General features: G+C 65.4%; 24 protein-coding genes and 1 pseudogene. 12 read left to right on the top strand and 13 right to left on the bottom strand.

Going from position 1 to position 22,021, the window contains the following annotated elements; all coding sequences use genetic code 11:
- Positions 1–3: 3 nt before the first annotated feature.
- The 9 genes from JQ617_RS21785 to JQ617_RS21745 all read right to left on the bottom strand — a co-directional run bounded on the left by JQ617_RS21785 (position 4) and on the right by JQ617_RS21745 (position 7,658).
- Complete coding sequence (locus JQ617_RS21785) at positions 4–1,218, bottom strand: aminotransferase class I/II-fold pyridoxal phosphate-dependent enzyme (RefSeq protein ID WP_212028078.1); 1,215 nt, start codon at positions 1,216–1,218, stop codon at positions 4–6.
- Between the two features lie 381 nt (positions 1,219–1,599).
- Positions 1,600–2,004: a GFA family protein gene (locus JQ617_RS21780; protein ID WP_063687651.1), complete on the bottom strand. Its 405-nt coding sequence runs from the start codon at positions 2,002–2,004 to the stop codon at positions 1,600–1,602.
- 216 nt (positions 2,005–2,220) lie between these two features.
- Positions 2,221–3,669, bottom strand: a complete 1,449-nt coding sequence (locus tag JQ617_RS21775; protein ID WP_212028077.1) for an ammonium transporter — start codon at positions 3,667–3,669, stop codon at positions 2,221–2,223.
- Positions 3,670–3,706: 37 nt separating this feature from the next.
- On the bottom strand, positions 3,707–4,045 hold the full coding sequence (locus JQ617_RS21770) for a P-II family nitrogen regulator (RefSeq protein ID WP_008142813.1): 339 nt from the start codon (positions 4,043–4,045) through the stop codon (positions 3,707–3,709).
- A gap of 448 nt (positions 4,046–4,493) precedes the next feature.
- Positions 4,494–5,096 carry an ATP-dependent Clp protease proteolytic subunit gene (locus JQ617_RS21765; protein ID WP_212028076.1) on the bottom strand — a complete coding sequence of 201 codons (603 nt, stop codon included), beginning with the start codon at positions 5,094–5,096 and terminating at the stop codon, positions 4,494–4,496.
- A gap of 41 nt (positions 5,097–5,137) precedes the next feature.
- Complete coding sequence (locus JQ617_RS21760; protein ID WP_145657706.1) at positions 5,138–5,488, bottom strand: SRPBCC family protein; 351 nt, start codon at positions 5,486–5,488, stop codon at positions 5,138–5,140.
- Between the two features lie 12 nt (positions 5,489–5,500).
- Positions 5,501–5,815, bottom strand: coding sequence for an ArsR/SmtB family transcription factor (locus JQ617_RS21755; protein ID WP_212028075.1), 315 nt, complete (start codon positions 5,813–5,815; stop codon positions 5,501–5,503).
- A 68-nt stretch (positions 5,816–5,883) separates the two neighbouring features.
- Positions 5,884–7,185: an ammonium transporter gene (locus JQ617_RS21750; RefSeq protein ID WP_212028074.1), complete on the bottom strand. Its 1,302-nt coding sequence runs from the start codon at positions 7,183–7,185 to the stop codon at positions 5,884–5,886.
- 134 nt (positions 7,186–7,319) lie between these two features.
- Complete coding sequence (locus JQ617_RS21745) at positions 7,320–7,658, bottom strand: P-II family nitrogen regulator (RefSeq protein ID WP_008142802.1); 339 nt, start codon at positions 7,656–7,658, stop codon at positions 7,320–7,322.
- A 261-nt stretch (positions 7,659–7,919) separates the two neighbouring features.
- Here JQ617_RS21745 and JQ617_RS21740 point away from each other — a divergent pair, with 261 nt between their 5' ends.
- Positions 7,920–8,813 (top strand): DUF4339 domain-containing protein, encoded by an 894-nt coding sequence (locus tag JQ617_RS21740; RefSeq protein WP_212028073.1) that lies wholly within the window; start codon positions 7,920–7,922, stop codon positions 8,811–8,813.
- 28 nt (positions 8,814–8,841) lie between these two features.
- Positions 8,842–9,702 (top strand): DUF4339 domain-containing protein, encoded by an 861-nt coding sequence (locus JQ617_RS21735; RefSeq protein ID WP_212028072.1) that lies wholly within the window; start codon positions 8,842–8,844, stop codon positions 9,700–9,702.
- Between the two features lie 23 nt (positions 9,703–9,725).
- Here JQ617_RS21735 and JQ617_RS21730 read toward each other — a convergent pair whose 3' ends face one another.
- A complete protein-coding gene (locus JQ617_RS21730) occupies positions 9,726–10,502 on the bottom strand; it encodes an IclR family transcriptional regulator (RefSeq protein ID WP_212028071.1) in 777 nt (258 codons plus the stop codon).
- Positions 10,503–10,678: 176 nt separating this feature from the next.
- Here JQ617_RS21730 and JQ617_RS21725 point away from each other — a divergent pair, with 176 nt between their 5' ends.
- Genes JQ617_RS21725 through JQ617_RS21710 form a run of 4 tightly spaced genes read left to right on the top strand, consistent with a single transcriptional unit; the run spans position 10,679 to position 15,657 of the window.
- Positions 10,679–12,241: an acetate--CoA ligase gene (locus tag JQ617_RS21725; protein ID WP_212028070.1), complete on the top strand. Its 1,563-nt coding sequence runs from the start codon at positions 10,679–10,681 to the stop codon at positions 12,239–12,241.
- 15 nt (positions 12,242–12,256) lie between these two features.
- Positions 12,257–13,396 carry an FAS1-like dehydratase domain-containing protein gene (locus JQ617_RS21720; RefSeq protein WP_212028069.1) on the top strand — a complete coding sequence of 380 codons (1,140 nt, stop codon included), beginning with the start codon at positions 12,257–12,259 and terminating at the stop codon, positions 13,394–13,396.
- 24 nt (positions 13,397–13,420) lie between these two features.
- Positions 13,421–14,644: a CaiB/BaiF CoA transferase family protein gene (locus JQ617_RS21715; protein ID WP_212028068.1), complete on the top strand. Its 1,224-nt coding sequence runs from the start codon at positions 13,421–13,423 to the stop codon at positions 14,642–14,644.
- Positions 14,645–14,694: 50 nt separating this feature from the next.
- Complete coding sequence (locus JQ617_RS21710; protein ID WP_063685309.1) at positions 14,695–15,657, top strand: Bug family tripartite tricarboxylate transporter substrate binding protein; 963 nt, start codon at positions 14,695–14,697, stop codon at positions 15,655–15,657.
- Between the two features lie 62 nt (positions 15,658–15,719).
- On the opposite strand, the gene tesB is transcribed toward JQ617_RS21710, so the two are convergent.
- A complete protein-coding gene (gene tesB, locus JQ617_RS21705) occupies positions 15,720–16,583 on the bottom strand; it encodes an acyl-CoA thioesterase II (RefSeq protein WP_212028067.1) in 864 nt (287 codons plus the stop codon).
- Between the two features lie 152 nt (positions 16,584–16,735).
- On the opposite strand from tesB, the gene JQ617_RS21700 reads away from it, so the two are divergent.
- Positions 16,736–17,956, top strand: coding sequence for a ubiquinone biosynthesis hydroxylase (locus JQ617_RS21700; protein WP_212028066.1), 1,221 nt, complete (start codon positions 16,736–16,738; stop codon positions 17,954–17,956).
- A gap of 205 nt (positions 17,957–18,161) precedes the next feature.
- On the opposite strand, the gene JQ617_RS21695 is transcribed toward JQ617_RS21700, so the two are convergent.
- Both JQ617_RS21695 and JQ617_RS21690 read right to left on the bottom strand, forming a co-directional pair.
- Positions 18,162–18,359 (bottom strand): Trm112 family protein, encoded by a 198-nt coding sequence (locus JQ617_RS21695; protein WP_194405294.1) that lies wholly within the window; start codon positions 18,357–18,359, stop codon positions 18,162–18,164.
- A 61-nt stretch (positions 18,360–18,420) separates the two neighbouring features.
- A complete protein-coding gene (locus JQ617_RS21690; protein WP_212028065.1) occupies positions 18,421–18,951 on the bottom strand; it encodes a TetR/AcrR family transcriptional regulator in 531 nt (176 codons plus the stop codon).
- A 91-nt stretch (positions 18,952–19,042) separates the two neighbouring features.
- Here JQ617_RS21690 and JQ617_RS21685 point away from each other — a divergent pair, with 91 nt between their 5' ends.
- The 5 genes and pseudogenes from JQ617_RS21685 to JQ617_RS21665 all read left to right on the top strand — a co-directional run bounded on the left by JQ617_RS21685 (position 19,043) and on the right by JQ617_RS21665 (position 22,000).
- Positions 19,043–19,393 carry a hypothetical protein gene (locus JQ617_RS21685; protein WP_063685299.1) on the top strand — a complete coding sequence of 117 codons (351 nt, stop codon included), beginning with the start codon at positions 19,043–19,045 and terminating at the stop codon, positions 19,391–19,393.
- 41 nt (positions 19,394–19,434) lie between these two features.
- Positions 19,435–20,252 (top strand): annotated as a pseudogene (locus JQ617_RS21680) (crotonase/enoyl-CoA hydratase family protein).
- Positions 20,249–20,692 carry a PaaI family thioesterase gene (locus tag JQ617_RS21675; protein WP_212028064.1) on the top strand — a complete coding sequence of 148 codons (444 nt, stop codon included), beginning with the start codon at positions 20,249–20,251 and terminating at the stop codon, positions 20,690–20,692. Before JQ617_RS21680 ends, JQ617_RS21675 begins: the two are co-directional and overlap by 4 nt.
- A gap of 3 nt (positions 20,693–20,695) precedes the next feature.
- Positions 20,696–21,496, top strand: a complete 801-nt coding sequence (locus JQ617_RS21670) for an SDR family oxidoreductase (RefSeq protein WP_212028063.1) — start codon at positions 20,696–20,698, stop codon at positions 21,494–21,496.
- 225 nt (positions 21,497–21,721) lie between these two features.
- Positions 21,722–22,000, top strand: coding sequence for a PepSY domain-containing protein (locus JQ617_RS21665; RefSeq protein ID WP_130216017.1), 279 nt, complete (start codon positions 21,722–21,724; stop codon positions 21,998–22,000).
- Positions 22,001–22,021: the final 21 nt, after the last annotated feature.

Here is a 22,021-nt window from a genome sequence, read left to right as displayed (position 1 = left end):
CGCCTAACCCAGAGTCTCGACCAGGCGGTGCAGTGCCTGCGCCGTGGTCTCGCCATCCTGCACCAGCGCGAGGCGGATGTAGCCTGCGCCGGGATTGAATCCGTCGGGCTGCTGCCGCGCCAGGAAGCTGCCGGGCACCACGCGCACGCCGGCCTCCTTGAACAGCTTGAGCGTCACCGACACGTCGTCGCCGATCTCGGACGTATTGAGCCAGACGCAGAAGCCGGCATCGGGCCGGCGATAGCCGTAACGATTGCCGATGATCTGGTCGGCGAGATCGAACTTGATCCGGTACAGCCTGCGGTTCTCCTCGACATGCGCTTCGTCGCCATAGGCGAAGGTCGCAACGTGCTGGAGCGGCACCGGCACCTGCGGCGCCGCGATGTTGCGCAGCTCCAGGAACATGCCGATGAACTTCTTGTCGCCGGCGGCGAAGCCGACGCGCAGGCCCGGAAGGTTCGAGCGCTTCGACAGCGACTGGAACGCGGCCACGCGGGTGAAATCGGGCCCGGCACATTCGAGCGCGCTGCCCGGTGCTTCGCGGGTGTAGATCTCCGAATAGCACTCGTCGCTGAGGATCATGAAGCCGTAGCGATCGGCGAGACCCTTCAGGCGCGTGAAGTAATCGCGCGAGGCGACCGAGCCTTGCGGATTGGCGGGCGAGGCCAGATAGAACGCCACCGTGCGCGCGAGCGTTGCTTCATCGATGGCATCGAGATCGGGCAGGAAGCCGTTCCCGACCGTGGTCGGCAGATAGACCTGTTCGCAGGCCGCTGCATCGGCACCGGCGCCATAGACCGGATAGAACGGGTTCGGCATCAGGATGGCGGGTTTGCCGGGTTTCGGGCCGACATAGCGGACGGCCGCGATCGCGGCGAGGAACAGCCCTTCGCGGCTGCCATTGAGGACGAGAATCTCGCTCTTAGGGTCGAGCTGTCGCGGCAGCTTGAAGCGCGAGGACAGCCAGGTGCTCGCGGCCTGCCGGAACGGGTCGGTGCCCTGGTTCATCGGGTAGCGGCCGAAATCGGCGATGTGCTTGGCCAGCACCGGGCCCACGAAATCCGGCACCGGATGCTGCGGCTCGCCGACCGCGAGCGAAATCAAGGGCTTGCCGGGCTGATGCGGCGCCAGCAGCTCGTTCAGCCGGACGAAGGGCGAGCGTGCGTTGTTGGAGCTTCCACCGTCCAGCGGCGCACGGGTTGAAGCGGTCATGACCATTCTGGGCGCCAGTACTCTTGGAACGGCCGGTCGCACCAAGGCGCCGGCGGGAAGCGGTTCAGTTCACCATAGATAGGGCGAGGTTAAGACGCGATTAACCATCGGCCGGCGGCCCCGTCCAGAGCGGGAAAAATGGGGCCGGATAACAACGGGATGCATGGCGGCTGACCAAGGCCGCAGCTTTTCGTCGAAAGCGACGACTGCTGGCGCTGTGGGGGCGAGGATATTTCGGCAACGTCATGGCCGGGCTTGTCCCGGCCATCCACGATCTTTCCTGCCGCGCTCAAGAACGTGGATGCCCGGGCCTTCGCCTCGTCGAAGCGGCTCTGGCCGCGCAGGCGGGGCAAGCCCGGGCACGACGAGCGTCGCAATACGGCGCGCTCAGTGCCCCGGCAGCTTCTCGAACGTCTTCATGCCCGCAGGGATCGCGTGGAACTCCTGCATGTCGCAGGTGTAGATCGCCATCTGCGGCTGGAATTGTTTCGGCTCGTCCAGCGTGCCGACCTTGAGGATCGCTGCGGGCAGGCCCGGGACCTTGGTCACCAGATGCGTGCCGCATTCGGCGCAGAATTCGCGCGTCACCGCGCGCTCGAGGTCCTTGCGCGTGAACTGCTTGGGCTGGCCGCTGACGTAGCTGAAGCCGGCCGCCGGCATCGCGATGAAGGTGTTGGGCGCGCCGCCCGAGATGTACTGGCATTCGCGGCAGTGACACTGCGCCTGCATCATCGGATCGCCCTCGGCCTTGTAGCGCACCGCGCCGCAATAGCATCCGCCTTCCAAACGCATGACGACCTCCCGTTGTTTTTCGTTGTGGTTGGTATTTCTGCGCCGGCCGAGCGGAATGGCAATCTCTTTCTTCGCCGCGCGGGCCCAAAAGAAGACAAAAAGAAAGGGGCTCCAACTTGCGCTGGAGCCCCTCAACGGTCGGGGCATTGCCGGGTATGTGCCCAAACCGTAGGAGTGGACGCGGCCCCCGAGGAGACCGCGCCCGGGAGGAGAGCGTTACATGTTGTAGGCGCGCTCGGTGTGCTCGGTGATGTCGAGGCCTTCACGCTCGCTCTCGACATTGGCGCGGAGGCCAACGATCACATCGACGACCTTGTAGAGGATCGCCGAACCGACGCCCGACCACACCAGCGTGGTGCCGACGCCCCACATCTGCGAGACCATCTGCGCCGCGAAGTCGTAATCGGCAACCTTCGGCGGGATCGCGGTGTAGTCGATGATGCCCGCGCCGCCGAGGGCCGGGTTCACCAGGATGCCGGTGCCGAGAGCGCCGACGATGCCGCCGACGCAGTGGACGCCGAACACGTCGAGGCTGTCATCGTAGCCGAGCGCGTTCTTCACGACGGTGCAGAAGAACAGGCAGACCACGCCGACCACCAGGCCGAGGACGATCGCACCCATGACACCGGCGAAGCCGGCGGCGGGCGTGACGGCCACGAGACCCGCGACAGCGCCGGAGATGACGCCGAGCACCGACGGATGACCCTTCACGATCCACTCTGCGAACATCCACGACAGCGCGGCGGCTGCGGTGGCGACGAAGGAGTTGGTCATGGCGAGCGCAGCGCCGCCGTTGGCTTCGAGGTTGGAGCCGGCGTTGAAGCCGAACCAGCCGACCCAGAGCAGCGAGGCGCCGATCATCGACATGGTCAGCGAGTGCGGAGCCATCAGCTCCTTGCCGTAGCCGACGCGCTTGCCGATCAGGAGAGCGCCGACGAGACCTGCGATGCCGGCGTTGATGTGCACCACGGTGCCGCCCGCGAAGTCGATCGCGCCCTTCTTGAAGATCCAGCCGGCGTCGGCGTTGATCTCGTCGAGCTTGGCCTGAGCCGCGGTCTTCGCCGCCGCATCACCCGCCGCAGCCAGAGCCTTGGCCGCATCCTGGATCGCGTCCGGGCCGGGCCAGTACCAGACCATGTGCGCGATCGGGAAGTAGATCAGCGTGACCCAGAGCGGGATGAACAGGGCGATCGCCGAGAACTTCATGCGCTCGGCGAAGGCGCCGACGATGAGGGCGGGCGTGATCGCCGCGAAGGTCATCTGGAAGCACATGTAGATGAGCTCCGAGATGTTGGCGTCGACCGAGAAGGTCGCAGCCTTCGAGTCGGTGGTGACGCCCATCATGAAGGCCTTGGTGAAGCCGCCGATGAAGTCGGAGCCGCCGGTGAAGGCCAGGCTGTAGCCGTACACGGCCCAGATCACGGTGACGACGCAGACGGTGTAGAACACCTGCATCAGGACGGAGAGCATGTTCTTGGAACGGACGAGGCCGCCGTAGAACAGCGCGAGGCCGGGGATCGTCATCAACAGCACCAGCACTGTCGATGTCAGCATCCAGGCGTTGTCTCCCTTGTTGACCGTTGGCTCGGCGTAGGCTGCGGTCGCAGCGAACAGGCCGACTGCGAGAGCCGCCAATCCCGCGCCATAGGGACGCTTGAACGTCATATTATTCACTCCTGATTGGATAAGGTTGAGCGCGAAATCAGAGGGCCGCAGCATCGGCCTCGCCGGTGCGGATACGGACCGCGTGGTCGAGGTTGATGACGAAGATCTTGCCGTCGCCGATCTGTCCGGTTTTCGCCGCGGACGTGATGGCGTCGATGGTCTTGTCGACCTGATCGGAGGCGACAGCGACCTCGATCTTGATCTTGGGCAGGAAGCTCACGGCGTATTCGGCGCCGCGATAGATTTCCGTATGGCCTTTCTGACGGCCATATCCCTTGACTTCCGTCACCGTGAGACCGTGAACGCCAATGGCGGTCAGGGCGTCACGGACTTCTTCCAGCTTGAATGGCTTGATAATCGCCATAACAATTTTCATGGGTCCTATCCCCGCTTGGGCCCGGTCCGGACGTGGCCGGGCGTGTCTCGACTGGTTCGCCACGAGGGAGAAGTTTCACTACGCGGGCACAGCCGGGACCCCTAGAATCAAATGCCGTGCCAGATCGGGTGCATTGCCTAACGGACTATGAAAACGGGTGTTTTCGCGCCGGACGGGTATTGCGGTGCAGTGCGCTATTACGTCGCGCTCAAAACCTGACCACATCTGCTCAAAATGCAGGCATGACAGGCGGCCGACACAATGTTGCTCACGCGCCGGGCAGCCTGGTGGTATCTAATTACATCAAAAGCCCATGAACGGGCGTGTCCGCGCCGCGGAATACCGGATAGCCCGCCGTCCTGCTCATGGGATGCGCGCTCACCGGCCGGCCAGCCCGCGCCGCCCTGGACTCCCTAAGTGGTATCCGGCTGGGGCCGCTGACCGCCCGTCAGGCGGCCTCCCGCTCCGCAAAGACCCGGTCGATCAATCCCCATTCGACCCCTTGCTGCGCGGTCATGAAGTGGTCGCGGTCGAGCGTCCGTTCGACCTCCTCCTCGGAGCGTCCGCAATGATGCGCATAGAGGCGGATGAGGCGCCGCTTGGTTTCCTGCATTTCGTTGGCGTGGATCAGGATGTCGGACGCCTGGCCCTGGAAGCCGCCGAGCGGCTGATGCACGTGAAGGCTGGCATTGGGCAGCGCGGCGCGGTGACCGGGCTCGCCGGCCATCAGCAGGAACGAGCCCATGGAGCGCGCGGTGCCCATGCACAGCGTGTGAACCGGCGCCTTGATGAACTGCATGGTGTCGTACATCGCAAGGCCGGAGGTGACCACGCCGCCGTAGGAATTGATGTAGAGATTGATCGGCCGGTTCGGATTCTCCGCTTCCAGGAACAGCAGCTGCGCGCAGACGAGGCCCGACATCGCATCATTGACCTCGCCGTTGAGGAAGATGATGCGCTCGCGCAGCAGCCGCGAGTAGATGTCGAAGGATCGTTCGCCGCGCGCGGATTGTTCGACGACCATAGGGACGAGCTGAAGCATGTCGCGCATCGGCGACCTCCATGTCTGCAGGTGATGATGTCTGGTTGTGGTTAGGCGGCTGCGCGCATCAGGCAGCAATTGCTGTTGGCTGCTTGTGGCAGCTTTACGCTGATTGCCTGCTGGATGATGCGAAAGCGTGTGCCGCCGTCTTCGTTCGGCTCGATCTTGAAGATGACGTGGCTCTCGCGAAACGGCGGTTCGGAATCGCGCAGCCGATAACGCACCTCTTCGCCCGGAATCGATGTCTCCGGCTCGGCGCCGGCAAGATCGCAATCCGGCAGCCAGCGCTCGCGCAATTCAGGAATGGTCACTGCGCGCCAGACCTTTGCCGGCGGTGCATCGAACTCATATTCAAGCACCAGCTTTGTGTCGGGGCGATCAGATTCGACTGCATCGCTCATTGATCCAGATCCTTATTGGTCCATGTCCTTCAGGAGGTCAGCGAGGGCTTCCATGCGCTTCGGCCAATAGGCGCGATAACGCGCGAGCCATACTCCGATGGCGGCGATGCCGTCCGGATCGACTTCGTAATTCACAAATCGGCCCTGCCGCTCTTCGCGCACGAGGCCTGCCGCGCGCAGCACCGAGAGATGCTGCGACATCGCCGGCTGGCTGATCTCCAAACCGTCGCGCAAGGCGCTGGCATTGAGGCTTCCGCCAGCGAGCTTTTCAAAGACCTTTCGGCGCGTCGGGTCGGCCAGCGCCTTGAAGATGTCGGCTTCGATCATGCCGACACATAAGCACTTACTTATGTGTCGTGCAAGTCCTCTCTCGCCGAGTGCTTATTGCCAGGCCCTTACTGCAGAGCTTCGCCGTGCTGCGAGATATCGAGTCCTTCGAGCTCGTGCTCACGGGAGACGCGCAAGGGCACGAACAGGCCGACCAGCTTGAGCAGGATGAAGCTGACGCCCCCCGCCCAGACAAAGGTGACTGCGACGCCGTAGAGCTGGATCAGCAACTGCCGCGGATGGCCCTCGAGCAGGCCGGCGGTGCCGCCGATCGCGCTGGTGGCGAACACGCCGGCGAGCAGGGTCCCGGTCAGGCCGCCGATGCCGTGGACGCCGAACACGTCGAGGGAGTCGTCGTAGTTGAAGCGGTGCTTCAGCCAGGTGCAGGCCCAGTAGCAGACCGCGCCGGCGACGATGCCGATCAAGATGCCATGCCACGGCGCGACGAAGCCCGAGGCCGGCGTGATGGTGCCGAGGCCTGCGACCGCGCCCGAGATCATGCCGAGCACCGAGGGCTTGCGCCGGGTCGACCATTCGATCGCGCCCCAGGTCAGCGCGCCGGAGCAGGCCGCAAGATGCGTCGCGATGATCGCCAGCACCGCGCGCGAATTGGCCGCGCCCGCCGAGCCGCCGTTGAAGCCGAACCAGCCGACCCACAACAGGCCGGTGCCCATCACCGCGAGCGAGAGATCGAACGGCGAGAGATTTTCGGTGCCGTAGCCATGACGGCGTCCCATCACTTTCGCGGCGACGAGGCCGGCGGTTCCGGCCGACAGATGCACCACGAGCCCGCCTGCGAAGTCGAGCACGCCCATGCTGTTGAGGAAGCCGCCGCCCCACACCCAATGCGCCAGCGGAATGTAGACGAAGATGAACCAGGCGACGGAGAACAGCAGATAGGCCGAGAACCGCATGCGGTCGGCGACCGAGCCAGCGACCAGCGCGACCGTGATGATCGCGAACGTCATCTGGTACAGCATGAACAGCGCTTCCGGGATCGTCTTCGCCGCCGGGTTGACGCTGTCGAGGGTCATGCCCGCCAGGAACCAGCGGTCGAGCGTGCCGATCCACGGGCCGTCGCCGACGAAGCAGAGCGAATAGCCGAACGCGACCCAGAGGATGGAGATGATCGTCACCGCGGCGAGGCTTTGCGCCATGGTGGCGAGCACGTTCTTCTTGCGCACCATGCCGGAGTAGAACAGCGCGAGCCCCGGGATCGTCATCATCAGCACCAGCGCGGTGGCGACGATCATCCAGGCGGTGTCGGCGGTGCTGATCTCGGAATCCGCGGCGTATGCGGGCGCGGCAATAACCGACACAAGTCCAATTCGCGCAGCCATAGCGGCTGCGCGGCGCAACAATCCCGCCATATCGTTCCCCCCGGCATCAATTGGCGTCGCACGCTGTGGCGTCGTTGCCCGGTGCGATCGAAGATTACTTTTCAAAGCGTTTTCGAGCGAAGTGGATACCGGTTCGCGTGAAGAAAACGCGTCAAAACCAAAGTCTACAGAGCGTCGCTGTCGGTCTCGCCGGTGCGGATGCGCAGGGCGTGGTCGATCGGCGTGACGAAGATCTTGCCGTCGCCGATCTGGCCGGTGCGCGCCGTCGCCGTGATCACGGCGACCGCCTTGTCGGCGACGTCGGAGGCGACCGCGATCTCGATGCGCAGCTTCGGCAGGAAGTTCACGACATATTCGGCGCCGCGATAGATCTCGGTGTGGCCCTTCTGGCGGCCATAGCCCTTCACCTCGGTCACGGTCATGCCGTGGACGCCGATCGCCGTCAGGGCCTGGCGGACCTCATCGAGCTTGAAGGGTTTGATGATCGCGACGACAAGTTTCATGGTCAGGCCTATTCCCCGGGATGCGCCGCGCCGTATGTCCCCGGCGCAGCGTCAATCTGGCATCTTTCGCGGCAAATGGCATAAAAAAGTTGCAGATTGAAGCGGAAAAACGTTTGGCCAGGGACGGCCATGTGAATGGCCGCCTCTGTACAGGGCAGCCGTTCATCCTTCACAATGCATTTTTGGCATGGATGCGGTGAGCCGAAGCGGTGAACCTAAGCGCCTTGGCCGGTACATAAGTAAGTTCAAGGGGGACGTTTCATGGCGAGCTGGTTCTACGCATCCGAGGGCAAGCAGCAGGGGCCCTTCCCTGAAGGGCAATTCCGCGACCTGGTCGCCCAGGGCGTCGTCCGTCCGGACACGCTGGTCTGGACCGAGGGCATGGCCGGCTGGCAGAAGGCCGCCGAGATTCCCGGCCTGCTCGGAGGCGGTGGCGCACCGCCGATGATCCCGGCCGGTGGCCCGCCCATGATGGGCGGCGGCAGTTACGGCGGCGCCGTCAGTGGCGGAGCGCTCGCGGTCGATTTCGGCATCCTCGAGTTCACCTGGCGAACGATCGTCCTGCTGATCGGAATGATCTTCGTCATCCCGGCTCCGTGGGCGTTCGTCTGGTACACGAACTGGATCGTGCCCTGCGTCAAGGTTCCCGGACGCCCCAACCTCAGCTTCACCGGCAGTGCGATGACGCTGGTGCCGTGGTATTTCGGCTTCATCGTCCTGGCGATCGTGATCGGCTTCATCGGCAGCCAGTTGCTCAGCAACCTGCTGTTCATCGCCCAGATCGTTCTGTACTGGCTGCTGATCAAATGGATGGTCGCGAACCTCGCGTCCAACGGGCAGCCGCTCGGTCTCAGCTTCACGGGTTCGGTCTGGGCCTATATCGGCTGGAACCTGCTGTTCGCAATCTCCATCATCACCATCATCGGCTGGGCCTGGGTTGCCGCGGCCCAGATGCGCTGGTTCTGCCGCAGCATTGAAGGCACGCGGCGCGAGATCGTGTTCCGCGGCAGCGGCCTCGATATTCTCTGGCGCGGCATCGTGGCTGCCATCCTGTGCAGCCTCATCATTCCGATCCCGTGGGTCTATCGCTGGATCATGAACTGGTTCGCCTCGCAGACCGAGCTCGCACCGCGCGGATCGCAGGCGCGCATGTAAGCTTCCGCTGGCTCCGGATCACGACGAGATGTCGAACCGAATCTGGTTTTACGCATCCGGAGGCCAGCAGAAGGGTCCCTTCCCCGAGACGCAATTCCGCGATCTCATCGCCCAGGGCGCCGTGGATTCCGACACTCTGGTCTGGGCGGACGGGATGGCGGGCTGGCAGAAGGCCCGCGAAGTGCCGGGCCTCCTGCCCGGCGCATCCGCGCCGCCATCCTTGCCCGTCGGTGATCGCCCGGGCGGAGGTCCGCTCTCGGTGGACCTGCCGCTCTGGTCGTTCCTGGGATGGTGCGTCCTCTTGGTCGTCGGCAATGCGCTGGTGATCCCCGCGCCCTGGACCGCGACAGGCTATTATCGCTGGCTGTTCCCGCGCATTCACGTTCCGCAGCGGCCGAACCTCGCCTTCACCGGGCAGGTCGGAGACATCTGGTATGTCTTCGTTGCGATGGGACTGGTGGGCTACGCTGGCTATATCGACAGCATCCTTCAGATCTTGTCGATCCCGGTTCAGGCGGTCTTGTCCTGGATCGTCATGCGCTGGGTCGTCGCCAATCTGAGCTCGAATGGTCAGCCGATTCCGATGACGTTCACCGGCAGCGTCTGGGGGTTCATCGGCTGGCAGATCGTGATGTTTCTGTCCGTGTTCACGATCATCGGCTGGGCCTGGGTGATGGCCGCGTGGATGCGGTGGATTTGCCGCGGCGTCAGCGGCACGCGCCGCGAGATGATCTTCGTCGGCACCGGTCTTCAGCTGCTCTGGCGCACCGTCGCCTTCACCCTCGGATGTCTCGTCATCATTCCGATCCCGTGGCTGCTGCGCTGGTACTTCGCCTGGAGCATGGCGCAGTTCGTGCTCGTCGAGCGCGGCACGGCGAAAGCCGCGTGAGGCTTTCGATCACGCACGCCGTGTCAGGCGTGTATCGACAGTTGCGGAGCGATGGTTTCCGCAACGGTGCGCATGTCGCGCGCCAGCGCCAGCGAGGTTGCGCGCTCGAGCTGGCTGCCGAGGCCGACGGCCGCGATCGTGTGTGAGATCGTTCCCTTCGCGTTCAGGACCGGAACGGCGACGATGGTCACGCCGGCAATGTAGTTGCCGCGGTCGATGCTAAAGCCCTGCTTGCGCACCTGGTCGACTTCCTTGCGCCAGGCGTCATAGGTCGGCGCGTTGTGCCAGCGCAGCAGGCGGAAGCGTTTTTCGATCTCCTTCTCCGGCTGGCCGCTGAAGGCGGCGACGCAGCGTCCCGTGGCGCTGATCAGCGCCGGAAAACGGCTGCCGATATCGACATGCAGCCGCACCGGCGCCTGGCTGCGGGCCAGCGCGACGACGATCATGTTGTCGAGATCCGGCACCTCGACTCCGATCGCGGTGACGCCGTAGCGGCTTGAAAGCTCCTCGAGCTTCGGCCGCATCAGGCTGGGAAAATCTGCATTCTCCAACACGGCGCGCGCCAGCGGCAGCATGCCGACGCCGAGGCTGTAGCGCTTGGTCTGCGGATCGACCTGCAGCAGATCCTCGGCGAGCAGCGCGCGCACGATGTGCAGCGCGGTGCTCGGCACCAGGTCGAGACTTTCCGCGATCGCCTTGAGGCTCTGTGGCGCAGGGCTGCGGCTGAGCAGGCGGAGGATGGCGACGGCGCGCGTGACCGCAGGGACAGCACGGACACGAGGTGATTTGGCATTCGGCATGATCGTATCGGTACAACAGGGTGCGGAGTGCAACAACACCGTCTCGTCACGACGGAGCTTCGATGGGACCTGTCGAGGAGCGCCGCAAGCAGGCCGGTCCTCGCTTCGTCGTAATTGTACATATACAATCAATAACGCTATTTGACAATTAGCGCGTCGTCGGTATCTTGCCGGTCATGACCAGGCTGACCGACTACACGAGCTACGCTGCCGCGCAGACGATCTTCTCGCCGGAGAAGCTCTGGGAGCTGTTCGACGGCAATCGCGCCCAGCTCAACATCGCGCATGAATGCATCGACCGGCACGCCGGTCGTTCCAATCCGGCCGTGATCGTCGTTCGCGCCGATGGCCCGGACGAGGTGCTGGGCTTTGCCGAGCTTGCGGATGAGTCCTCGCGCTTCGCGCATGATCTGGTGAGCCGCGGGGTCAAGCCCGGCGATCGCGTCGCGGTCATGCTCGAACCGTCGCGCGCATTCTACGTGGCGGTGTTCGGCACCATGAAGGCCGGCGCCATCGCGGTGCCGCTGTTCACGCTGTTCGGACCCGACGGCGTCAAGCTGCGCGTCGACGATTGCAAGCCGCGGCTGATCGTGACGAATGCGGAGAAGGCATCGCTGCTCGCAGGCATCGGCACCGAGGTCGTCGTCGCCGACGACACGTTCCTGCAAGGCTTGCTGCGCTTCGCGCCGCACTTCACGCCCGATACGGCGGCCGACGCCATGGCGCTGTATCAATATACGTCGGGCACGACGCGCGAGCTGCCCGAAGCGGTCAAGCACACCCATCGCTCGATCGTCACGCTGATGGTGGCGGCGCTGTACGGCACGGGCCTGCGTCCCGGCGACCGCTTCATCTGTCCGTCGTCGCCGGCCTGGGGGCATGGACTCTGGCATGGCACGCTGGCGCCGCTGGCGCTCGGAATCACCATTGGAGCCTATGCCGGCAAGTTCAATCCGGAGCGGCTGCTGGCTGCATTGGAGCAGCATCGCTTCACCAACATCTCCGCGGCTGCCACGCATTACCGCATGATGCGCAATTCGGGTGCCGCGCCGCGCTACCGCTATGTGCTCGAGAAGATGTCGTTCACCGGCGAGCCGATCGACAGCGAGACGGCTACCTTCATCAGCGAGACGTTCGGCCATCAGGTCTGCAGCATGTACGGCACCACCGAGATCGGCGTGATCCTGGTGAGCTATCCCGGCGCGCGCGACTTCGTGGTCAAGCCGGGATCGCTGGGCAAGCCGATCCCCGGCGGGCGCGTCGAGGTGCAGGACGCCGAGGGCAAGCCGTGTGCGACCGGCGTCACCGGCGAGCTCAAGGTCTGGCGCCGCGGCGAGTGGATCGCGACCAAGGATCTCGGGCGCATCGACGAAGACGGCTATTTCTATCACGGCGGCCGGGCCGACGACGTCATCATCTCCGCCGGCTGGACCATGAGCGCCGTCGAGATCGAGGACGCGATCCTCAAGCACCCGGAGGTGCGCGAGGCCGCGGCCATCGGCGTGCCCGATCCCCTGCGCGGGCAGGTGGTCAAGGCGTTCGTGGTCACGGAGCGGGCGGGCGATGCGTCGTTCGAGCATGAGATCCAGGACGTCGTGCGCCAGCGCCTCAGCCATCACGAATATCCGCGTCTCGTCAGCTTCGTCGCGGAGCTGCCGAAGACGCCGGCCGGCAAGGTCAACCGCAAGGTGCTGCGCGACCGCGAGCAGGCCGCCCGACAATCAGAAGCGACGAGTTAAGGAGAGGAACGTCACATGCTGGACAAGATCGAAACCAGGTTTCCAAAGATCACCGAAGAGGGTCTCGACGATCTGCGCAAGCGCATCGGCGTCTCCATCGGCGTGACCGCCGAGCCCTGGTGCTACGAGGCGACGCGCGACAACATCCGTCACTACGCGCACGGCATCGGCGACGACAATCCGCTGTGGTGCGATCCCGACTACGCGGCGAAGTCCGCTTACGGCGGCATCGTCGCGCTGCCGAGCTTCCTGTTCTCGACCAGCCGCATCGTGTCGGGCTATGTCGGCGGGCTGCCCGGCGTCCACGCCATGTGGTCGGGTGCGGACTGGACCTGGCACAAGGCGGTCCGGCGCAACGACGTGATTTCGACCGAGGCCAAGCTGAAGGATCTCGTCGAGCATCAGACCCGCTTCGCCGGCCGCGCCATCCAGCAGACCTATCACGTCGACTTCTTCAACCAGCAGGGCGATCTCGTCGCCGAAGCCGACAGCTGGTGCTTCCGCACCGAGCGCGACCACGCGCGCGACCAGGGCACCAAGTACAAGGAAGTGAAGGCCCGCGCGCCGCGCCGCTACAGCGACGAGGAATTGGCCGCCGCCTACAAGCACTACGCCGAGGAGCGCGTTCAGGGTTCGCGTCCACGCTACTGGCAGGACGTCACCGAAGGCGAGGCGCTGCCGGTGATGCTGAAGGGCCCGATGACGGTCACCGGCTTCATCGCCTATGCGCAGGGCTGGGGCGGCCTCTACATCCGCGCCAACAAGCTCGCCTGGAAGCTCGCCGACGCCCATCGCGGCCTCGGCATCCCGAACCGCTTCAATATCCCCGACTGCCCCGAGCGTGTGCACTGGGAAGAGGAGTTCGCGCTCGAGGTCGGCGCGCCCGGCGCCTATGATTACGGTCCGGAGCGCTGCTCCTGGCTCACCCATCACCTCACCAACTGGATGGGCGACGACGGCTTCCTGCGGCGCGCGACCTGCAAGATCCGCCGGCACAATCCGGAGGGCGACATCCTGTTCATCAAGGGCAAGGTGAAGCGCAAATTCGTCGAGAACGGCCGTCACCTCGTCGAGATCGAGCAGGAGGCGCGCAACCAGGAGGACGAGCTCTCCGTGCTCGGAACCGGTATCGTCGAACTGCCAAGCCGCAGCTGACAGCAACCAACTGGGCGCATGAGCATGCCCGCACCTGATCTCACGCGCGGAGCGGTGACCGGCCTCAAGGTCGTCGATCTCTCGCGCGTGCTGGCGGGACCGCTGTGCACGCAGATGCTGGCCGATCACGGCGCCGACGTCGTCAAGATCGAGCCGCCGGCGGGCGACGAGACGCGCGGTCTCGGCCCGCCCTTCGATGCGGCGGGGCAGGCGGCGTATTTCAGCGCCGTCAATCGCGGCAAGCGCGGCATGGCGCTCGACCTGTCGCGAGCCAATGGGCGGGCGGTGCTCGAAGCCCTGCTGGAAGGTGCCGACGTGCTGCTGGAGAATTTCCTGCCCGGCACGATGGAGCGCTGGGGGCTCGGATACGAGGCGCATTTGTCGGAGCGCTTCCCGCGCCTGATCTACTGCGCCATCTCGGGCTTCGGCGCCGACGGGCCGCTCGGCGGCCTGCCGGGCTATGACGCGGTGCTGCAGGCCATGTGCGGCCTGATGAGCATCAACGGCGCGCAGGAGTCAGGCGCGACGCGCGTCGGGGTACCCATCGTCGACTACGTCACCGGCTACAACGCGCTCACCGGCGTCCTGCTGGCGCTGGCGGCGCGCGAGCGGACCGGACGGGGGCAGCGCGTCGAGGTGACGCTGTTCGACACCGCGCTTGGCCTGCTGGTGCCGCATGCGGCGAACTGGCTCTGCTCGGGCAATACGCCCGGCCGTCTCGGCAGCGCCCATCCCAACATCGCGCCTTACGACAAGTTCGCGGCGGCCGATGGCGAGATCTTCCTCGGCATCCTCAATGACGGCCAGTTCCGCCGCTTCTGCCAGAAGGTCGCGCGCGTCGACCTGCTCGACGATCCCCGCTTCAGGACCAACGCCGACCGGCTTGCTCACGTCGCCGCGTTGCGCGCTGAGCTGGAACGCACGCTGGCAAAATTCACATCGGAGGCGCTCTGCCGCGACCTGATGCAGGCCGGTGTTCCCGCGGGCGCCGTCAACACCGTGCCGCAGGCGTTCGCGCAAGCCCATGTCGCTCACCGCGACATGCTGGTCGAGAGCGAGGGCCATCGCGCGCCCGGCATTCCGGTCAAGCTAGCCCGGACCCCCGGCGGCGCCGGACGGCGCCCGCCCCGCTTCGGTGAGCATGCCCGTGACATTCTGGCGGATGCCGGTTTCGATGAGCGTACGATCAACGGCCTGATCGAGACCGGAATCGTGTCGCCGCAACGGAAGGACACCGCCCAACGCTGAGACGGCCAACAAGAACACGACCAAAACAATCATAACGAGAGGAAACGAGCATGCTGAGATCCGCGAGATGGGCCGTGGGATGGCTGGCCCTGCTATGGAGCTGCGCGAGCCTCGCGCAGACCTATCCGACCAGGCCCGTCAAGATCATCGTTCCCTATCAGGCCGGCCAGGGCACCGACGTCGTCGCGCGATATCTCGCCGACCATCTGTCGCGCACGCTGGGCCAGCGTTTCTATGTCGAGAACAAGCCCGGCGCCGGCGGCAATATCGGCGCCGAGCAAGCCGCGCATTCCGAGCCCGACGGCTACACGCTGCTGATGGGCACCAACGCTACCCAGACCATGAACGAGTTCATGTATCCGTCGATGGGGTTCGCGCCGGACAAGGATTTCGCCCCGATCATCCTGGTCGGCAAGCTGCCGCTGGTGATCACGGCCAGTCCGTCGTTTGCCGGAAACAGCGTCGCCGACCTGATCAGTGCTGCGAAGGCAAAGCCTGACAGGATCGACATCGCCTTGCCGAGCACGACGGCGCGCGTCATCTTCGAGTTCCTCAAGGACGTCACCGGCGCGCCGATGTTCGGCGTTCCCTACAAGGGATCGGCGACCGCGATGACCGACGTGCTCGGCGGGCAGGTGCCGCTGATCATCGACACGGTCACGGCGGTACGCACCCAGATCGACGACGGCAAGCTGAAGGCACTCGGCATCACCGTGCTGAAGCCGAGCGAGCTGCTGCCCGGCGTGAAGCCCGTCGCCGAACAGGGCGTGCCTGATTTCGAGATGGCCGGATGGAATGCCTTCTACGCGCCGCGCGATACGCCGCAGGCCATCATCGAGCTTCTGAACGGTGAGTTCGCCAAGGCGCTGGCCCTGCCCGAGACCAGGAAGCGGCTGCACGAGCTGGGGCTCGATCCGGCCGGCGGGACACCGGCGGACCTTGCGCGGTTCGAAACGCGGGAGCGGCGCAAATGGGGCCCGGTGATCAAGGCGACGGGACTGCAGGGCGGCTGACGCCGCTCAGACTCTTTTCCGAAGCATGATCTCGTCCGAGAACCGGTTCCCACTTCTCGGGATCAAGCCTTGCGCTCGCGCACCGAGCCTTCCTGTGCGACGGACGCCACCAGCGTGCCGTCGGGCTTGAAGATCAGGCCGCGCGACAGGCCGCGGCCGCCCCGCGCGTTCGGCGAATCCTGCGCATAGAGCAGCCATTCGTCGGCGCGGAACGGGCGGTGAAACCACATCGCGTGATCGAGGCTCGCCGGCATCATGGCCTTGTCGAACAGCGTGCGGCCATAGCGCGCCATGATCGCGTCGACCAGCGAGAAGTCCGAGGCATAGGCCAGCGCGCACAGATGCAGCGCGGGATCGTCGGGCAGCTTCGCCGCGGTGCGGATCCAGATGTTGATGCGCCCGTCGTCGACCTTCTGGCCGAAATAGCGGCCGATCTCGACGGGACGCAATTCGATCGGACGATCCATCTCGTAATAACGGCGGATGAACTCCGGCATCTCCTTGAAGATCGGCTGCTTGGCCACCTCCTCGGCGGTCAGCTTTTCCGGCGGCGGCACGTCAGGCATCTTGTCCTGGTGATCGAAGGCGCTTTCCTCCTCGGCATGGAACGAGACCATGATCGAGAAGATGGCGTTGCCGTGCTGGATCGCGGTGACCCGGCGGGTCGAATAGCTCTTGCCATCCCGCAGGCGCTCGACCTGGTAGATGATCGGGACCTTCGGGTCGCCTGGCAGAATGAAATAGCAATGCAGCGAATGCGGCAGCCGGCCCTCGACGGTGCGGCAGGCCGCGACCATCGCCTGCCCGATCACCTGGCCGCCAAACACCCGCTGCCAGTCCGTCTTCGGGCTGTTGCCGCGGAACAGGTTTACCTCGAGCTGTTCGAGGTCGAGGATCGAAATGAGGTCGAACAGGCTTTTGGACATGGAATGCTCTCGAAAAGACCCGTCATTCCGGGGCATCGCACCAGCGATGAACCCGGAATGACGGAATGGGGCCGTTCCGCCCTTGTTTCACCGCACTGTTTCGCCCAGCTCAAGTCTGCTAGCAAGACCAGGATTTGACCGGGAATTTGGGTATGTCGGTACAGGGTAGCATTGTTATTGGCGGCGGCGCGTTTGCCGGCCTCGCGCTGGCTCTGGCGTTGCGCCAGGGGCTGGGGCCTGAGATCCCCGTCATCGTCGCCGATCCCGCGCTGAGCACGCGCCCGAGCCGCGACCCCCGTGCAACCGCGATCGTGGCTGCCTGCCGCCGTCTGTTCGAGGTGATCGGCGCCTGGGACGACGTCAGGGGCGAGGCACAGCCGATCCTCGACATGGTCGTCACCGATTCCAGGCTCGAGGACGCCACGCGGCCCGTCTTCCTGAATTTTGCCGGCGATGTCGCGCCGGGCGAGCCCTTCGCCCACATGGTCGAGAATCGCCGCCTGATCGATGCGCTGGTGGTGCGCGCCGAGGCCGCGGGCATCGACCTTCGCGCCACCACGGTCGCCTCCTACGACGCGCGCGCGGAGGGCATCGACGTCACACTCGGTGACGGCAGCGTGATTGCCGCCAGCCTCCTGGTTGCCGCCGACGGCGCGCGGTCGAAGCTGCGCGAGCGCGCCGGCATCGCCACCCATGGCTGGGAGTATGACCAGTCCGGCATCGTCGTCACCGTCGGGCATGAGCGCGATCACGAGGGCCGCGCCGAGGAGCACTTTTTGCCCGCGGGCCCCTTCGCGATCCTGCCGCTGACCGGAAAACGCTCGTCGCTGGTCTGGACCGAGCGCCGGGCCGAGGCTGCGCGCATCATCGCGCTCAGCGACGAGGAGTTCCACGCCGAGCTTGAGCAGCGCTTCGGCCTGCATCTCGGCGAGGTGAAGGCGCTCGACAAGCCGCGCGCGTTCCCGCTGTCCTATTTCGTCGCGCGTTCCTTCATTGCCGACCGTCTCGCGCTGGTCGGCGATTCCGCCCACGTCATTCATCCCATCGCGGGCCAGGGCCTCAACATGGGGCTGAAGGATGTGGCCGCGCTGGCCGAGGTCGTCGTCGATGCCGCGCGGCTCGGCATGGATCTCGGCGGCGCCGATGTGCTCGAGCGCTATCAGCGCTGGCGCCGCTTCGACACCATGGCGATGGGCGTTGCCACCAACTCGCTGAACTTCCTGTTCTCCAACCAGTCGACCCTGCTGCGCACCGTGCGCGACATCGGCCTCGGCCTCGTCGACCGCGCCCCGCCGCTGAAGAACCTTTTTATTCGGCAGGCCGCAGGGCTGACGGGCGAGGTGCCCAGGCTGTTGAAGGGCGAGGCGCTGTAAGGGGCGCTCGCGCTACACCCGTCGCCGTCGTCCCGGCGAAGGCCGGGACCCATAACCACAGGGCGTGGTTTGGCGTGGGCTGGTCGCTCCGAATCTTCGCATAACTCTTGCTGCGGAGTATGGATCCCGGCCTTCGCCGGGACGACACCGAGAGGCGGCGCGGCTATCGGGCCAAATGACGGAGCTCCATCCCGGCCACAAACCCTCAATCGATCTTGCGCGCTTCTTCCGGCAGCATGATCGGGATGCCGTCGCGGATCGGGTAGGCGAGCTTGGCGCTGCGCGAGATCAGCTCCTGCTTTGCGGAATCGAATTCCAGCGGACCCTTGGTCAGCGGACAGACCAGGATCTCCAGCAGTTTGGGATCGACGCTGGCTTCGGGGCGTTCGGTCGGCGTGTTCATTTTGGTCTCCGGCGTTCGGCTGCCTCTAGCACAGAAATCCGCCATCGCCCATCGGGTCGCCTCAAGCGGACACCATGCGCAGAATCTCGTCGATCATGCCCTGGAGCCGCGCCGCGGGCACCGGCGCTGCCGACAGGGCGAAGCCGAGAAAGGTCCAGTAGAGGATCTGCGCGCGGACCTGTGCGGTCGCCCGGTCCAGCCCGCGCAGCGTGAGCTGCTCCTCGATATAGTCCAGCCTGCGGCGGTCGATCGCGCGCACCGCGCCTTGCGCGCCCGCATCGAACGCGGCCCAGTTGCGCACCGCGCGCTCGAGATCGAGCCGCGCGCCGAATGACCTCCGCAGCAGCGCCTTCAGCGGCTCGTCGCCGGCGGCTTCGACGTCGGCGATGATCTGCTCCGCGGCGATCTCGCGCCAGCGCTTCAGCACCGCGGCGTGGAACGCGCCGAGATCGGCAAAATGCCAATAGAAGCTGCCGCGCGACACCCCCATGGCCCTTGCCAGCGGATCGGCCTTCAGCGCCGTGAAGCCGCTCTTGGCGAGCGCCTTCAGCCCCTCTTTGATCCAGTCGTCGGCGGAAAGCTGCTCGGTCATGTCGGTTCCCGGGAATGACACCATACACTAGTGTATTGACAGGCGGCAGGCCAGCCGCTATCTCACCCTACATAACTGTATGGAGAAGTCGATGCGTGATCTCCTGCTCCAATGTGCCGGCGTGTTGACCATCGTCGTCGCGCTGATCCACGGCTATCTCGGCGAGGCCAAGGTCTTTGCACGCGCCAGCATCGAGCCGGAACGGCTCCGCACCCTGATCCGGCTGGTCTGGCAGGCCTCGACCGTCGCCTGGATCGGCGGCGGTGTGCTCCTGATCGCGGCGCCCTTGATGGGCTCGGAGCCGGCACGCCACTGGATCGTCGCCACCCTCGCCTGTGTGTTTGGCGTCTCCGCGCTGGCCAATGCCTGGGCCACGCGCGGCCGGCATTTCGGCTGGATGATGCTCAGCGTCGTCGTGGTGCTGGCTGTCGCCGGCTATTGAACCTCCAGCCGAACAGCCACGCAGTGAAGCGGAGCGGCATCATGGACAATCGCGTTCGACTGACCATCGAGAACGGCGTGGCCCATCTCCGGCTGAACCGTCCGGACAAGATGAATGCACTCGATCCCGCGATGTTCGAAGCGATCATCGTTGCAGGCTCGCGGCTCGGCACGTGCAAGGACGTCCGCGCCGTCGTTCTCTCGGGCGAGGGCCGCGCTTTCTGCGCGGGCCTCGATCTCGACCGCCTTCTCGCCACCACGAATGGCGATCCGTTGCTCCCGTCCATCTGCTCCCGTCCATCGACCTGACACGCCGGACCCACGGCGTTGCGAACTACGCCCAGCATCTCGTCTGGCTCTGGCGCGAGCTGCCGGTGCCGGTGATTGCAGCGGTGCACGGTGTTGCCTTCGGCGGCGGCTTCCAGCTCGCGCTGGGGGCCGACCTGCGCTATCTCGCGCCGGGAACAAAGCTCGCGATCATCGAGGCCAAATGGGGTCTCGTGCCCGACATGTGCGGCACGCAGCTGATGCGCCATCTCGCGCGCGACGATGTCGTGCGTGAGCTGACCTATTCCGGCCGCGTCTTTTCTGCGGAGCAAGCGCTCGCCTACGGCTTTGCAACGCGCCTCACTGACGATCCCGTGGCGGCGGCGCTCGCCATGGCGCAGGAGATCGCGAGCCGCAGCCCCGACGCCGTCCGCGCGGCCAAGCGCCTGTTAAACTTGGCCGCGACCTCCGACGCCGCGACCGGTCTTGCCGCAGAAACTGCCGAACAGGCGGCGCTGCTTGGCGCGTCCAATCACATCGAGGCCGTCAGAAGCAGCCTCGAGAACCGTGCCCCGCGATGGAGCCCTGCATGAGCGAGCCCGGCGGATTCGACCTGCAGGCAATCAACGCGGTCAACGCCTCCGCCGCGTTCAACCGCGCCATGGGCTTTGAAGTGATTGCGGCGGGCAAGGGTGAGGTGACCATCCGCATGGATTGGCGGGACGACCTCACCCAGTATTCCGGTCATCTGCACGCCGGTCTGATCGCGGCCCTGCTTGACACCGCCTGCGGCTTTGCGGCGGCAACGCTCGTGGGCGCGGTCACGGCGTCGCATTTCTCGATGAATTGCCTGAGGCCGGCGGTCGGCCGCTATTTCGTCGCCAGCGGAACGACGCTTCGCGCCGGGCGCAGACAGGTGTTCGCGCGCGCCGAGCTGTTCGCGGCCGATGAGCGGGACGATCTGACACGCGTTGCGACCGGCGAAACCGTGCTGGTTCCCACCGGCGAGCCGCGCAAGGCCGACGGGAGCTGAGCCATGGCGCTGACACTCGTCACCGGAGGCACGGGACATCTTGGCCGCGATATCGTCGATCGTCTCGTTCGCGCCGGATCTCGCGTCCGCGTTCTTGCGCGCACGCCGGGCGTGCGCTCGGATGTCGAATGGGCCGCAGCTGATCTCGCCGCCGGCGCAGGCTTGCAGGATGCGCTGCATGACGTCGACACGGTCATTCATGCGGCGACCTTCTCGCCGATCGCACGGCGCGGCGGCATCCGCCCGATCGACTTCTTCAGATCGCCTTCGGCGGTCGACGTCGAAGGAACGGAGCGGCTGCTGGCATGCGGCGAGAAAGCCGGGGTGCGGCACTTTCTCCATGTCTCGATCGTCGGCCTCGACGAGGCGACCCTGCCCTACGCGCGGGTCAAGCTCGCCGGCGAACGGCTGGTGCGCGCATCCGCCCTGTCCTGGTCGATCGTTCGCGCGATGCCGTTCTATTATCTGCTCGACAGGCTGCTTGCAGGTCTCTCGTGGCTTCCGGTGTGGCCGGTGCCGACGACGCGGTTCGATCCGGTCGATACGTCCGATGTTGCCGACCACGTCGTGACCTGCGCGTTCGACGGCGAGCGCGGCGTGCGCACGGAGATCGGCGGGCCGGAAGCTCTCGATCTCGTCGCCTTTGCCCGCCAGTATCAGGATGCGAGACGCCTGCATCGAAGGATCCTGCCGATCGATCTTTCGGAGACGAAGGCGCGCGGCATGGGTTTTGTCGTAAGCCAGGGCGTGCGCGGGCATCTCACCTGGACGGATTGGCTGCGGCGCACCTCTCCAGAGGCGTGAAGCGCGGGCTAGCGCAACTGCCAAAGCCTCCTTCGGCATCCCCTGATCCCGTGAGGCGTAAGGCCGCAGCGGGCGCGTCGCGTACCAAGAGCACTCAGCTTTTGGCCGCGGTTAGAACTTATCTAAACCTGCGCTCGCCCGAACGGATTGACTTCACTCCCTCCTTTGCTTCCTTCGGTGCCGCTTCGCGGCTCCGCGCCGCTCACGACAGAGGAGGATACGTTCGTGAAGGTCATTCGTGTTGTTGCCATTGCACTGACGATCGGGATTGGCACGGGATCGGCGGCCATGGCCGACGGTTTCAAGGATTGCACCAAGCTCGACAAGGCGTCGTGGAAGCCGGCCAGCGAAGCCGAAGCCAAGGCCAAGGCGCTTGGCTACGAAGTGCGGCGCTCGAAGATCGAAGGCTCGTGCTATGAGGTCTACGGCGTCAAGGAAGGCAAGCTGTACGAGCTGTTCTACAGCCCGGAAGATCTCAGCCTGAAGCACACGATCGCCAAGTAAGATCAGAGGTAAGGATCATCC

The sequence above is a fragment of the Bradyrhizobium sp. KB893862 SZCCT0404 genome (assembly GCF_018130885.1).
GTDB classification, from domain to species: Bacteria; Pseudomonadota; Alphaproteobacteria; order Rhizobiales; family Xanthobacteraceae; genus Bradyrhizobium; species Bradyrhizobium stylosanthis.
Note: the sequence above shows the minus strand (reverse complement) of the source record. Positions and strands in the feature narration are given on the sequence as shown.

What these genes read in the sequence shown, in the direction of transcription:
- JQ617_RS21785 (WP_212028078.1), bottom strand. Translation starts at nt 1,218, where the DNA reads ATGGTCATGACCGCTTCAACCCGTGCGCCGCTGGACGGTGGAAGCTCC.
- JQ617_RS21780 (WP_063687651.1), bottom strand. Translation starts at nt 2,004, where the DNA reads ATGCGTTTGGAAGGCGGATGCTATTGCGGCGCGGTGCGCTACAAGGCC.
- JQ617_RS21775 (WP_212028077.1), bottom strand. Translation starts at nt 3,669, where the DNA reads ATGACGTTCAAGCGTCCCTATGGCGCGGGATTGGCGGCTCTCGCAGTC.
- JQ617_RS21770 (WP_008142813.1), bottom strand. Translation starts at nt 4,045, where the DNA reads ATGAAAATTGTTATGGCGATTATCAAGCCATTCAAGCTGGAAGAAGTC.
- JQ617_RS21765 (WP_212028076.1), bottom strand. Translation starts at nt 5,096, where the DNA reads ATGCGCGACATGCTTCAGCTCGTCCCTATGGTCGTCGAACAATCCGCG.
- JQ617_RS21760 (WP_145657706.1), bottom strand. Translation starts at nt 5,488, where the DNA reads ATGAGCGATGCAGTCGAATCTGATCGCCCCGACACAAAGCTGGTGCTT.
- JQ617_RS21755 (WP_212028075.1), bottom strand. Translation starts at nt 5,815, where the DNA reads ATGATCGAAGCCGACATCTTCAAGGCGCTGGCCGACCCGACGCGCCGA.
- JQ617_RS21750 (WP_212028074.1), bottom strand. Translation starts at nt 7,185, where the DNA reads ATGGCGGGATTGTTGCGCCGCGCAGCCGCTATGGCTGCGCGAATTGGA.
- JQ617_RS21745 (WP_008142802.1), bottom strand. Translation starts at nt 7,658, where the DNA reads ATGAAACTTGTCGTCGCGATCATCAAACCCTTCAAGCTCGATGAGGTC.
- JQ617_RS21740 (WP_212028073.1), top strand. Translation starts at nt 7,920, where the DNA reads ATGGCGAGCTGGTTCTACGCATCCGAGGGCAAGCAGCAGGGGCCCTTC.
- JQ617_RS21735 (WP_212028072.1), top strand. Translation starts at nt 8,842, where the DNA reads ATGTCGAACCGAATCTGGTTTTACGCATCCGGAGGCCAGCAGAAGGGT.
- JQ617_RS21730 (WP_212028071.1), bottom strand. Translation starts at nt 10,502, where the DNA reads ATGCCGAATGCCAAATCACCTCGTGTCCGTGCTGTCCCTGCGGTCACG.
- JQ617_RS21725 (WP_212028070.1), top strand. Translation starts at nt 10,679, where the DNA reads ATGACCAGGCTGACCGACTACACGAGCTACGCTGCCGCGCAGACGATC.
- JQ617_RS21720 (WP_212028069.1), top strand. Translation starts at nt 12,257, where the DNA reads ATGCTGGACAAGATCGAAACCAGGTTTCCAAAGATCACCGAAGAGGGT.
- JQ617_RS21715 (WP_212028068.1), top strand. Translation starts at nt 13,421, where the DNA reads ATGCCCGCACCTGATCTCACGCGCGGAGCGGTGACCGGCCTCAAGGTC.
- JQ617_RS21710 (WP_063685309.1), top strand. Translation starts at nt 14,695, where the DNA reads ATGCTGAGATCCGCGAGATGGGCCGTGGGATGGCTGGCCCTGCTATGG.
- tesB (WP_212028067.1), bottom strand. Translation starts at nt 16,583, where the DNA reads ATGTCCAAAAGCCTGTTCGACCTCATTTCGATCCTCGACCTCGAACAG.
- JQ617_RS21700 (WP_212028066.1), top strand. Translation starts at nt 16,736, where the DNA reads ATGTCGGTACAGGGTAGCATTGTTATTGGCGGCGGCGCGTTTGCCGGC.
- JQ617_RS21695 (WP_194405294.1), bottom strand. Translation starts at nt 18,359, where the DNA reads ATGAACACGCCGACCGAACGCCCCGAAGCCAGCGTCGATCCCAAACTG.
- JQ617_RS21690 (WP_212028065.1), bottom strand. Translation starts at nt 18,951, where the DNA reads ATGACCGAGCAGCTTTCCGCCGACGACTGGATCAAAGAGGGGCTGAAG.
- JQ617_RS21685 (WP_063685299.1), top strand. Translation starts at nt 19,043, where the DNA reads ATGCGTGATCTCCTGCTCCAATGTGCCGGCGTGTTGACCATCGTCGTC.
- JQ617_RS21675 (WP_212028064.1), top strand. Translation starts at nt 20,249, where the DNA reads ATGAGCGAGCCCGGCGGATTCGACCTGCAGGCAATCAACGCGGTCAAC.
- JQ617_RS21670 (WP_212028063.1), top strand. Translation starts at nt 20,696, where the DNA reads ATGGCGCTGACACTCGTCACCGGAGGCACGGGACATCTTGGCCGCGAT.